At 37.2% G+C, this 13,405-nt stretch carries 8 protein-coding genes; 7 read left to right on the top strand and 1 reads right to left on the bottom strand.

Annotation, left to right across the window (positions count from 1 at the left end; translation table 11 throughout):
• Positions 1-30 precede the first annotated feature (30 nt).
• Both ASE74_RS08045 and ASE74_RS08040 read left to right on the top strand, forming a co-directional pair.
• Positions 31-1,599 (top strand): sodium:solute symporter, encoded by a 1,569-nt coding sequence (locus tag ASE74_RS08045; protein WP_055906849.1) that lies wholly within the window; start codon positions 31-33, stop codon positions 1,597-1,599.
• 59 nt (positions 1,600-1,658) lie between these two features.
• Entirely contained in the window at positions 1,659-2,591 is a 933-nt protein-coding gene (locus ASE74_RS08040) for a dihydrodipicolinate synthase family protein (protein ID WP_055906846.1), read from the top strand.
• A gap of 340 nt (positions 2,592-2,931) precedes the next feature.
• Here ASE74_RS08040 and ASE74_RS08035 read toward each other — a convergent pair whose 3' ends face one another.
• Positions 2,932-3,801: an AraC family transcriptional regulator gene (locus ASE74_RS08035; protein ID WP_055906843.1), complete on the bottom strand. Its 870-nt coding sequence runs from the start codon at positions 3,799-3,801 to the stop codon at positions 2,932-2,934.
• Positions 3,802-4,024: 223 nt separating this feature from the next.
• Here ASE74_RS08035 and ASE74_RS08030 point away from each other — a divergent pair, with 223 nt between their 5' ends.
• The 5 genes from ASE74_RS08030 to ASE74_RS08010 all read left to right on the top strand — a co-directional run bounded on the left by ASE74_RS08030 (position 4,025) and on the right by ASE74_RS08010 (position 12,946).
• A complete protein-coding gene (locus tag ASE74_RS08030; protein ID WP_055906839.1) occupies positions 4,025-5,662 on the top strand; it encodes a fucose isomerase in 1,638 nt (545 codons plus the stop codon).
• 10 nt (positions 5,663-5,672) lie between these two features.
• The gene (locus ASE74_RS08025) at positions 5,673-6,341 is read left to right on the top strand and encodes a DUF3826 domain-containing protein (protein WP_055906836.1); all 669 of its coding nucleotides are present in this window, start codon (positions 5,673-5,675) and stop codon (positions 6,339-6,341) included.
• Between the two features lie 513 nt (positions 6,342-6,854).
• Positions 6,855-10,016 carry a SusC/RagA family TonB-linked outer membrane protein gene (locus ASE74_RS08020; RefSeq protein ID WP_055906833.1) on the top strand — a complete coding sequence of 1,054 codons (3,162 nt, stop codon included), beginning with the start codon at positions 6,855-6,857 and terminating at the stop codon, positions 10,014-10,016.
• An 11-nt stretch (positions 10,017-10,027) separates the two neighbouring features.
• A complete protein-coding gene (locus tag ASE74_RS08015; RefSeq protein WP_055906830.1) occupies positions 10,028-11,914 on the top strand; it encodes a RagB/SusD family nutrient uptake outer membrane protein in 1,887 nt (628 codons plus the stop codon).
• Between the two features lie 45 nt (positions 11,915-11,959).
• Positions 11,960-12,946, top strand: a complete 987-nt coding sequence (locus ASE74_RS08010) for a hypothetical protein (RefSeq protein WP_157255373.1) — start codon at positions 11,960-11,962, stop codon at positions 12,944-12,946.
• The last annotated feature ends 459 nt before the right edge of the window (positions 12,947-13,405 follow it).

Below are 13,405 nucleotides of genomic sequence, written 5' to 3'. Positions count from 1 at the left end.
TAACCAAATTAATAAACGAGCCAACAAATAATGAAAGGACTTCCTGTAGTCGATCTTGCAATTATCTTCATTTATCTTGTTGGAATGATATTAGTTGGGGTTTATTTTTCGAGGAAAAATAAAAACTCCGAGCAATTTACAAAAGCTTCGGGCCTGATCCCCGGATGGGCGATAGGTTTATCTATTTATGCAACATTTTTAAGCAGTAATACTTTTTTAGGCGTACCTGGAAAAGCTTTTGGTAGTAACTGGAATGCATTTGTGTTCAGTATTTCAATGCCGTTGGCCGCCTGGATTGCTTCAAAATACTTTGTTCCTTATTATCGGAATACTGGTGAAATATCGGCCTATACTCATTTAGAAAAACGTTTTGGAGCATGGGCAAGAGTATATGCAGTGGTGTGTTTTTTGTTAACGCAACTGGCCAGAATGGGATCTATATTTTTTGGAATCGCTTTGAGTTTACAAGCACTTACAGGTTATTCCATGCAGATGATTATGATTGTAATGGGCATTTGTATCATTGTTTATACTGTTTTAGGAGGAATTGAAGCGGTAATATGGACAGAAGTGGTACAAGCTGTAGTGAAAACTTTTGGCGCATTACTGATTCTGTATTTAATCATTTCAAATATGCCGGGAGGGGTTTCGAAGATTGTAGAGATCGGACAATCGGCAAAAAAATTCAGTTTAGGTAGTTTTAAGCTTGATTTTGTTGGTTCTTCGTTTTGGGTGGTGCTGCTTTATGGCTTTTTTATCAACCTGAATAACTTTGGGATGGATCAGAATTACATTCAGCGATACCATACAGCATCATCAAGTAAAGCCGCTTCAAAGTCGATCTGGTTATGCGTATGGCTTTATATACCTGCATCCTTGCTGTTTTTTATTATAGGATCTTGCTTGTATGCTTATTACGAGATTAATCCTGATCTGGTACAATCGATTAAGCACCAGGTAGCGATTGAACGTTTGCCTTTACATGCTTCGGCCGCTGAGGTTTTGAAGGTACAAAATGCATTACAACCAGCAGATTATGGTGATAAAATTATGCCCCATTTTATGGTCACTAAAATTCCGGTAGGATTGGTTGGATTGATTGTTTCGGCCATTCTTTCAGCAGCCATGAGTACCATCAGTTCTGGGATGAATGCCTCGGCTACGGTATTTTCGGTCGACATTTATAAAAGGTATTTTAAGCCGGGTATCACCGAAAAGCAGAATTTATCACTTTTGCATTTGGCAACTGTTGGCTTTGGCTTACTCGGTATGATTGCCGGCATCGCCATGATTGGAGTAAAAAGCATTTTAGACGTTTGGTGGGAATTATCGGGGATTTTTGCAGCAGGAATGCTTGGTTTATTTCTCCTGGGGATTATCAGCAGGCAAACTAAAAATCACGAAGCCATCACTGCAACAATAATCGGAATAGCCGTAATTATATGGATGACATTTTCTTCACTTCTTCCTCCGGAATATGAAGCTTTTAGAAATCCTTTACATAAAAATATGATTATCGTGGTTGGCACTTTAACCATTTTTTTAACAGGACTTTTCCTGACAAAAATTAAAAAACAAAAAACTAAAACTGCCCATTAAGATTTTTTTAGAACTTATCCAGGCAAATTATATAGAAAATTTTACCATATCATAATATAATGGAAAACTCACAAAAAGGGTTCATCCCGGTCATGCTTACGCCTTTTTTAAATAACGGGAACATAGATTACCCGGCGCTTACACAGCTGACAGAAATTTACCTGCAAGCTGGCTCATCGGGCTTATTCGCAAATTGTTTATCGAGCGAAATGTTCGAGTTAGATGATAAGGAAAGAATCCAGGCTATAAAACATGTAATAAAAGTAGTTAATGGAGCAGTGCCTGTTGTTGCTACCGGAACATTTGGAGGAGAAATAAGTAAACAGGCAGATTTTGTAAAAGAAGTAAGCGATACAGGTGTAGAGGCGGTAATTGCCATTACCAGCTTGTTGGCCGATGAAACGGAATCTGATGAGATTTTTAACGAAAGGGTATTTGATCTTTTAAACCAAACAGATAAAATTCCCTTGGGATTTTACGAATGCCCGGTACCTTACAAAAGAGTATTGAAACCACAACAACTGGCCGATTTCGTATCAACTGGAAGGGTAATTTACCATAAAGATACCTGCCTGGATCTGAATCAGATTAAAGAAAAGTTGAAACTGACAGAAGGCAGCACATTCGGATTATATGATGCCTATATTGTACATGCGGTAGAATCGTTAAAAGCTGGTGCATCTGGTTTATCATGCATTCAAGGAAATTATTTTCCTGAATTAATTGTTTGGCTGTGCGACCATTACAATGATGAAGCTTTTAAAGATGAAGTACAGGTGGTGCAACAATTCTTGATTGATAATATGGATGTAATGCATAATGTTTATCCTGTGGTTTCGAAATATTTTCTGCAAAAACGCGGACTTAATATTTCTACTTTTACACGCAGAAATGTAGGATCATTTACGCCAAGTGTAGTAAAAGAGGTAGAAACTTTGTTTGATGATTATACCTTGCTTCGCAATAATTTGAATATTAAGGTTTTTATATAAGTTTTTTGTCGGTTCGTCATCCTAAACTTTGTTTCAGGATTTAATTATTGCTGATTTCTTGCTTATTCATCTTCTTTTAACGCGGTCGTCATCCTGAACTTGTATCAGGACCTAATTATTGGTGATTTTTGCTTGTTCATCTTCTTTTAACGCGGTCGTCATCTTGAACTTGTTTCAGGATCTAATTATTGCGGATTTCTTGCTTATTCATCCTTTCCAAGCTGATTGATAATCGCAATGTTTTGGTTATTTTTTTCTTTTGCATTAAGATTCCCGCCTGCGCGGGAATGACGACCAATCATTTAACGCGGTCGTCATCCTGAACTTGTTTCAGGATCTATTAATTCAAATACTTCCTTTTATAATCCAAAGGTGTCATCCCGGTAACCTTTTTAAAGTGCCTGTAAAAATTTGAAACATTATTAAAACCGCAATCAAAACAAATCATTTCGGTGGGTAATTTGTTCTCAATCAGGAAACGGCAGGCATGGCTCACCCTTATTTCGATCAGAAAATCATAAAAGGTTTTCTTTGTCATTAGCTTAAAATACCTGCAAAAAGAAGTCACGCTTAAATTACTTAATGATGCTACTTCTTCAAGTGTAATGTCCTTTTTATAATTGCTCAGCGTATAATTGCAAATTTTATTAATGCGGAGTGTTTCAGATTCATTACTTTGATAAAAGGTATTTTTACTCGTTACAATGGTAGCATATTCATCCGTTTCGGCCAAAGTTTTTAAAATGGATAACAAAATGATAATGCGGTCTAAATTTGTTGCATCTACAGCAGCCCGCATTAAATCAACCAGTTTGTCTTTCGCTTTGCCTTTTATCACCATGCCACTTTTAGCTTTTTCAAATAACTTCGGAATCAGGTAAGCTTCAGGTAAAGTAAGCATGTATTTGCCCAGGCAATCGGGTAAAAAATGAATAACCATGGCTTCAGTGGTTAAATCTGGATTATTTTGAAAATACTCATCTTTACAGCGCCAGGTATGTGGCAAGTTCTCACCTAAAAGCACCATCTCATCAGGCACAAAATTGCTGATGTTGTCGCCAATAAATCGAACGCCTTCACCTTTTATTACATAATGCAATTCCAGTTCAGGATGGTAATGCCAGATGTTACCAAAATCAGGTTTGATATCATGCCGGATGCTAAAGGAACTTTGTAAGGTAATCGGAACTTTATGAAAATGAGGTTTCATGTTACTTGTAAATATTTGGTTAGTGCTGTATATTTTACAATATAAATTGTACCACAGCGGGTTAAAGTTAATTAGTTTAATGATAACATCCTATATTAATTTGATAAAAACCATTAGAAAATTATGTTTTTCATTGTTGAGTTTTGTATATAGCCTTATAGGCTTAACCAAAATATAAGCTGACTAATTATTTTTATATAAATAATTTGTTCATTAATAAAATATGAGACAGGGTAAACAAGGAGAAATTCTATTGGTTTCTAGCGGGGATTTAAGGCTTTCGGCAAATCAAAACTGCTGGCCTGCCCAATTGGAAATGGAGCAAAAACTAACTAAAGCAATCGAGCAGTTTGGTTGGAAGGTTAAACGCGCCCATCCTTACAATTCAACAAAGAAACATGGCTTTATCGATTCGCAAAGGATGGGTATGGATATTTTTCGCAATATCGATCCTGAGCAGCCTTTAATTGTAGCAGAAAGTGTTTGGCAATACTCTCATCACGTACTTGCGGGACTTACCACGCACCGCGGACCTATTTTAACAATAGCAAACTGGAGCGGCCAATGGCCCGGTTTAGTGGGCATGTTAAACCTGAATGGTTGTTTAACCAAAGCAGCTATCCCTTACAGCACTTTGTGGAGTGAAGATTTTACTGACGACTTTTTCACTGAAGGATTACAGGAATGGCTCTCTACAGGTAAAGTTAGCTACGATCAAAGCCATGTTAAAAGTTTTGCCCTCAGTAAAATTCCAACCAGTGATGATAAGATAGGTAGAACCTTTGCCAGAAATTTAAAAGCACGCAAAGTAATAATGGGCGTGTTTGATGAGGGTTGCATGGGTATGTACAATGCTATCATCCCCGACGAACTGCTTCATAAAACCGGATTCTTTAAAGAACGGTTAAGTCAATCAGCACTTTATGCATCCATGTTACAAGTAACAAATGTAGAAGCTGAATCTGTTTTAGAATGGCTTTTACAAAAGGGAATGACTTTTAACTGGGGCACTGATGAAGAAACCGAGTTAACCAAAAGACAAACCCTTGAACAGTGCAAAATGTACATTGCAGCGGTAAGAATTGCTGATGAATTTAGCTGCGACACCATTGGCATACAATACCAACAAGGTTTAAAAGATTTAACCGTGGCCAGCGATTTGGTAGAGGGTTTATTAAATAATGAAGACCGGCCACCTGTATTTTCTATAGATGGGAAAGCACTTTATCCCAAACGCGCACTACCACATTTTAACGAAGTTGATGAATGTGCCGGTTTGGATGCTTTGGTAACCTATAATCTTTGGAAAGAATTGGGCATGACTGGCGAAAACACCTTACATGATATCCGTTGGGGCGAATATTATAAAAATGAGGAAGTAGATGGTTTTGTATGGTTATTCCTGATTTCGGGCGCAGCACCAGCAGCACATTTTATTAATGGTTATGCAGGCGCAAGCAGCGATAGGCAACCTGCCATGTATTTCAGGTTAGGTGGCGGCTCGTTAAAAGGAATAAGTAAACCTGGTTTTATTGTTTGGAGCCGTGTATACATTATGGATAATGAAATTCATTGCGATTTAGGTGTTGGCGAAGTGGTAGCTTTGCCTGAGGACGAAACAAAAAGACGATGGGATGGAACAACGCCTGAATGGCCAATTATGCACGCCATTTTAAAAGGAGTGAGTCGCGACCAGTTGATGGCCAGACATAAAGCCAACCACATACAGGTGGTATACACCAATTATGAAGCCGGAGCACATGAGGCTTGCAGGATAAAAGCTGCTGCATTAGATGAACTTGGCTTAAAAGTGCATTTCTGCGGAGATGTGAACCTTAATAAAAAAAGAAATTCAATTTAAAATTAACAACATGAAATCATCAATTTTAGCCTTACTGTTAACGTGCTCGAGCATTACGGCAATTTTCGCTCAAAATAATACCCCAGCCGATAAAGAGGCTTATACCAAAATGATTACTGAGCGTTCTGCTAAAATTGTGACCAATATAGGCATTACCGATGCCAAGAAAACTGAAAAAGTTACCGGGATTATCGGGGATCAGTATAGTGCGTTAAACGATATTTATGCTGCAAGGGATATTCGTGTTAAAGAGATTAAAGAGAAAAACAAAGAAAATAAGGTAGAGCGCGACTCGGCACTTGCAAAAGATGCTCGCATTGTAGAAACATCGCTTGCAAAACTCCACAAAAAATACATCAGCAAATTGTCTGCACAATTAACAAATGAGCAGGTTGAACTTGTTAAAAACGGCATGACTTACAATGTACTGCCCATCACTTACAAGGCTTATCAGGAAGAAATTTTAACATTAACAGATGATCAGAAAAAACAAATTCTAACCTGGTTAACCGAGGCCAGGGAGCATGCAATGGATGCAGAATCATCAGATAAAAAACATGCCTGGTTTGGTAAATATAAAGGTAGAATTAATAATTACCTATCTGCTGCTGGCTACGATTTGAAGAAAGAAGGAGCAGAATGGGAGAAGCGAAGAAAAGCGAAAGCACAAGTAAATTAGTATACATAATGGATCAGATTTAAATGCTCCATTATTTTTTTCTTTTTTATTTAAGAATATTTCATTTATATATGAATTTTATTGTATCTTGTTTAAAGAAAATAACTCATTAAATAGTTAATAGTTAGTGTATTACATTCTTTGTTAAAATGATATAGTATTTAACTGTTTATTAATAAAATACCCATGTTTCACGGTTATAATAAGCCCTGAAGTATACTTTCTAACCAAAATTAAAATTTATAAAAAAAAAGATATGAGAAATCTAAATTAAAAAATTATCGTTCGCCGAAAATTTAAAACGCTATCCGATTCTTTGCCTAACTAGCAAGCTTTATGAGCAAAAAGAATCCCAACTAACACCTCCTTAACCGGAAAATTTTATTGGATAAACTTTAACTGGCAACATCAAGCTTGCCAGGTATGGATATGTTACTCTTTAATAAAGCAAATGCTGCTCGATTAAGGATAAAATAAATCTAATTAGTATAAAAAACTAACCAAATAACAAATATGAACTTAAAATTTTTACGAAAAACCTCATGGGTTTTAGTGCTCATGTTATTCACATATACCGCTGTTTTTGCCCAACAAAAGCAGATTACAGGTAAAGTGGTAGACAAAAAAGATGGGCAGCCCGTTCCCGGAGTTACCGTTGGGATCCGCGGTAAAACCAATAATGTAAGCACCAATGATAAAGGTGAATTTGCTTTAATTGCAAATCCTGAAACAGATGCACTTGTATTTTCTTATGTAGGTTATGTTAGACAGGTAATTGCACTGGCAGGTAAAACCAATATAAACGTAAGCTTTGTAGAAGATAGTCAGAGTTTAGATAATGAAGCGGTTGTTGTTATCGGTTACGGAACGAAGAAAAAATCAGAAATTTTAGGAGCTGTAGCAACCATTAGCGGGGCTGAACTTCAGGATATTCCTGCGCCAAATTTAGCAGGAGCATTGAGAAACAGGATTGCTGGTGTTGGTGTAAGTCAATCTTCAGGTAGACCGGGTTCGCCAATAACATTAAATATTAGAAATTCTACCACCACTACAGCAGCGGCTGGTACCACTGATGAACCCCTTTATGTTGTAGATAATATTACGGTAACAAGAGAGGCTTTTGATAATATTGACGCCTCAATGATAGAAAATTTAACATTTTTAAAAGATGCCTCAGCTGCAATTTATGGCGCAGCCGGTGCTAAAGGGGTTGTACTGGTTACAACGAAAAAAGGTAGAATAGGCCGACCAAGCATCACCTACAACGGCTATGTGGGCGTTTCTGATGCGATTAAAGTTCCAAAAATGTTATCTGGTTATGAGCATGCCTTATTGTTAAATGATACCTTCCGCTCACAAGGTGCTGCTGCATCGGAATATTTTGCTCCTGAGGATTTGGAATATATCAAAACGCTGGATTATAAAAGCTGGTACGATGAAGTTTGGCAAGCAGCTACTACACAAAGACATAACATCGGTATTTCTGGCGGGAGTGATAAAATTACCTTTTTTGCAGGAGGAAGTTATCAGGGAGAAAATGGAAACTATGCAGGGATGAAGTTCAATAAATATTCATTTAGAAGTGGTGTAGTTGCAACATTAGCCAACGGTTTAAAAGCTGATGTAAACTTTAATGTTGATTATGGTACAAAGGAACTGCACCATAATGCACAAGATAATGATGCTCCCTTTTTTGAAAGGCTGATAACTGTTCCAAGATGGGTTCCGATTAGTATTGATGGTAAATTTGTAAATTATAATGTTAACGGGGTTAACACCAGTAATATCAACCCGTTAGCTGTTTCAGAATCTGGTTATTACAATAATGGATCCAATAAATCTTACCGCATCAATGCAGCATTAACATATGAGCCAACTTTTTTGAAAGGTCTTGTAATTAAAGGCCAGGTTTCTCAATCAAGTGGCTCATCAAAAAATACACAATATATACCACCTTTTACACTTTACAATTTTGCTAAAAGAGGTAATAACCTCGAATTGTTCACCAATCAATCACCGGTGGGTACTGCGGCCACCTTTCAGCCAACAAGTGCAGCTAATTCAAGTTATACCCCAGGCTTAATTGATAACAACAGCTATCAGTTTTTTCTAACGCTTCAATATGCAAAAACAATTGCAAAACATAGTTTTAGTTTTTTAGCTGGTGCGGAGCAAAGTGAAGGCAATTCACAAAATTCAACTGTACGTTACACCAATCAGCTCATCCCGGGTGTTGATCAATATTTTGCTTATGATATTAATACATTGGTGGCATCAAACTTAGATAAAACAGCAGTTTCAAAGCGTTCTGGTTTTGCTCGTTTTAGTTATGATTTTGATAAAAAATACCTCATCGAAGGTATCGCCCGTATTGATGCTTCATCTAACTTTGCATTGGGCAACCGTTGGGGTGTATCGCCAAACATTGGAATAGGATGGGTGGTGAGTCAGGAAAAGTTCTTTAAAAACAGCAATGCGCTCAGCTTTATCAATTTCCTTAAATTAAAAGCAAACGTTGGTATTACTGGTGATGACCGTGTTGGTGTACGGTTATGGCAAGATCGTTTTCAGATTGATGTAACCAATGGATACGTGTACGGCAATGCCAATTCGAACAGTTTAAACCGTTCACGTTTGGCAAACCCTGAAATTACCTGGGAAAAGAAACGAACAATAAATGTTGGTTTAGAAACTTCGATGTTTAACAACAAATTGGATATTAGTATTGAGGCATTTCAAAATTATACTTACGATGGTTTTGAGTTGGGTGCAAACAATCAATATCCACAATATTTTGGCACACAAGCACCGGTATTAAACTACAGGCAACTTTATAACTGGGGTTCTGAGTTCAGTATTGGTTATAAAGCAAAACTTGCTACAGATTGGAATCTAAGCGCGAGCATGAATTTTTCTTATGGAAATTCTGTTACAGATAGAATCCTTTACACACCAGGAAACTTGATTAACAACACCTTTCCTAACTTACAATTATTCGGTACCGACCCGCGCAAATACAATACAAGCAACTACGGTTTAAGAAACCTGGGCATGTTCAGAACGCAGGGAGAAGTGGATGCCTGGATGGCAAAATATCCGAACTACAGGGTTTACGATAGAATTCCACAACCCGGATGGTTATATTATGAAGATACAAATGCCGACGGCGTAATCTCAGACAGTGATTTATCTCCTTTGTACAACAACACAAATGCATTCTTTTCTTCTGGTATTTCCTTAAATTTAACGTATAAAAACTTCAGTTTAAACACCAACATTAATGCAAGGTTTGGTGGCAAAATTTTCTACGATAGCAGAGCAAGAACAGCACCCTCAAAAACCAGAAATACTTTAACGATATGGACAGATCGTTGGACTTTAGAAAATCCAACAGAAGGTAAATATCCTAGGTTTGATGATCCATCATTAGGCATAAACTCTGATTTTTGGGCTGTTGATGGCACCATGATCCGGATCAATACCATGACTTTAAGTTATAAGGCACCTAGTGCGTTTGCAAGCAGATTAGGAATTGGTGGAGCCCGGATTCTACTTACAGGAAATAATCTTTGGACCATTGTAAATCCTCTACCTTATAAAGACCCATACACCTCAAGTGCCTGGGATTATCCAATGTTGAGAACGATATCATTAGGATTGAGTGTTAACCTATAATTTTTTGAGCAATGATTAATCAATTAAAAAACAATATAAAAAAGGCCATAGCTATTTTAACATTAGCTGCACTTTTACCCGCTTGTGTAAACAAAGATGAGTTTTTTTTACTGCCGGATACAGGAGGTATCGATCAGGCCATTTGGGATAATGATGGTTCAGTACAGTTACACCTTAACAGGGTGTACGATGTAGCCATGTATCAATTTCCTTTGCAACTGGTTCCTGATCGTTATGGTGTTCATTATGCAAGTGATGAAAATTACTTTCCGGATGGTGATGCAAATGCAAAAGCAGCACTCGGGCTGCAGGGTGTGTTAGGAAATAATGATGTGAGGTATACCGGTAATACGTATGGTGGTAACCCAGGCCAAAATAAATACTGGGATATTGCCCGGTGCAATGATGCCATTGCCAATCTTCCAACGAGTACAATGCTCACGCAAAAAAAGAATGAATTGCTTGGGCAGTATTATGCGCTTAGAGCAATTACCTATTTTGAACTGGTTAAGGTTTATGGTGGTGTTCCACTTCCGTTAAAACCGCAGGGAGATGATACCATTTACGATGAGGGTAGAAGGCCTGCCAAAGAATGTTTTGCTGCAATATTAAGCGATTTAAACAACGCAATTATTCTACTCGAAGGCTTTACACCGAATGATGCCGATGGCAGGGGTAAAATTACCAAGCTAATTGCTACCTGCCTAAAAGCGAAAGTGTTATTGTATTGGGCCAGTCCGCAGTTTAACCCCTTAAATGATGCAAAGCACCCTTACCAGGCATCAAGATGGGCTGATGCTTTAACGGCCAATAAAGAAGCTTATGATATGTGTGTTTCGGCAGGTAAAAAATTAATGCCGAATTATTTGGATATTTTCCGGGTAGAAGGTACCGCCAATACAGAAGCAATTCTGGTTAGAACCTATTCAAACACCATACCAAACAGGGGCAATGGAACCGAACAACGTGTTAGACCATCATCTGAAGGTGGAAATCCGAATACGTTTTATATGCCAACTACAAAAATGTTGGATGCTTATCCAATGAAAGATGGGAAACCATTAAATACCTCTACAGCTTTTCCATATGATGCTACCATGTTCTGGCAAAACAGAGACCCCAGGTTCGAAGCTACTTTTGCCACAAACGGATCGGTATATCCTTTAAGCGGAAATGCAAATAGAAAACAATGGACTTACAATTTAGCTACCGGCGAAAGTAGTGGAAACGCTGTATATGTTAAGCGCTTTTCTACACCAACTTTAACAGCAAGTGCATCTGTTTACAATAACTCTATCGGAGGCGGAAGCGGGATGGATTGGATTGAGCTTAGATTTGCTGAAGTAATGTTAAATTATGCAGATTGCTTGAATGAAACAGGAAATATAGCTGGTGCAAAAGATCTGGTACGACAGATCCGCACGAGAGCTGGGGTAGTAGCAGGCGATTCTGATTATGGACTTGCCTTGGCTGGCAGTACGCCACAATTGCGCAACTTAATACTGAACGAAAGACAAATTGAATTCGCGTTCGAGAACAAACGTAATTCAGATTTAAGAAGATCGCGCACCATGCATTTGTTAACAGGGAATATGGCTAAATTGGAAGTGCAGCTGGTAAATCCACCATCAGGATCAGATCAAAAAGATAAAAAGGTATTAGAAGATCCAACAGTTCCAGGAGGTACAACATTGTTCAGAGAAACTTTAAATATTAATGATAAAGCCACTTATACCAGGTATTTTAAAAATGTGGTGGTTACAAATACAACCTATCTACCATATAATGTACCCGAATTTCATTATTTCTATACCTTCCATAATGATTTTGTAAGTTTTGGCAATAAAATCCTTCCTACAGTTGGATGGGCTGGTGGCACATTTGACCCGCTTGATTAATATTAAAGAATAAATGTTCAGTTGATCTGATTAAAAATTAAAATAATGAAAACTAAATATATTTATAAGGTACTCATTGGCTTGTGCGTAGTTTTTTGCGCATCCTGTAAAAAAGAGTCGGCAAACATATTTAATATGTTCGAAGATGTAACAGTGACTTTCAACAACAGCGATCCACGTTGTGTTACCGATTATAAAGTAATTAACGATAAGGAAGAGGTATGGATTGATTTCACCTTAAATTCTGCTAAAGAGGATATGTATTCTTATGTGTTTGAGGTTTCTGCAGGTACACAACAATCTACACGTTATACCATTGCAATTACTGATCCTACCCAACGCAGAAATTTTTCGGCAGTGATTAAACTTCCAAATACAACTTTTCCGGCGGCAGCGCTTCGTGATGGTAAACAAAGTTATCGCATTTGTGCTTTGAACGAAAAAGGAGTGTACATTGGTGATGGATACAAAAAAGTAACCGTTGATGTAAATCCAAGTTTTATGATTTATGCTAACAGAGATATCTTTTTACCGGATACTGTTGCCAAATCATTACCGAGCTTTTTTTCACTTACCGATGCAACAGGTTTTAGTTACACAAATGCAGCAGCAAATGCGGCTAAGATAGATTTTGGAATTTATAGAAAACCAGGCTCCAATTCAACAGCTCAAACGCCAACCTGGGTGGTTAATTTATATTCTCCAAGCGTAGCTACAAATCCACTAACGGTTTATGATATTAGTGGCTTTAGCCCAAAAAGGACTACTAAATTTAGTCAGCCGGTTACCGGGCAGGCTACTGCCTTTCTTACAACGGCCATTTCGGGTTCTTCTATAGAAACTTTGGCCAAAGCAAGGGCAATTACATTTAACGAAACTACTCAAACACTACCTGCTAATGGTATTGCGGCGGGTAACGCCGTGTTTTTTTTAACGCCAGAAGGTAAATATGGTATGATGTATATTAATGCAGTTACTGCTGATCTGCAAAAAAGGCCTTACGTTAATGTGAGTATAAAAGTTCAACGGTAAAATTTCAAAATTTTATGTATTTGGTTTAAAAAGAGAGCAGAAATGCTCTCTTTTTTTTTGGCATAAGCATTTTTTGGGAGTTAGAATAAAGGTATTTATGATTAACCCTGCAAGTGTTTATGTAAATATTTCCTTACCAAAACCTTAAAATAAACGTTAAAACAACGTTTTTTGTGTAATAATCGGGTAGCCAACAAAATTCTACTATATTTTTATTTAAATATTACATTTATATATGAATATTATTTTTACCTTGTATCTCGGTTATTGTTCAGCATAAAATCAGAAAGATTGCTTTTTATTCAATGATAATATGATACAATACCTGGCCAAAATTATACATGAAATAGTTTAATATTAGGTGCAATTTTGAATTATAATATACTTTCTAACCAAAAATAATTATTCAGATCAAAATAAAGAATGAGCCAAATTTCCCATTTTACATTAATTTTTCTA

The sequence above is a fragment of the Pedobacter sp. Leaf216 genome (assembly GCF_001421515.1).
GTDB lineage: Bacteria > Bacteroidota > Bacteroidia > Sphingobacteriales > Sphingobacteriaceae > Pedobacter.
This window is presented reverse-complemented; position numbering and strand designations above follow the sequence as displayed.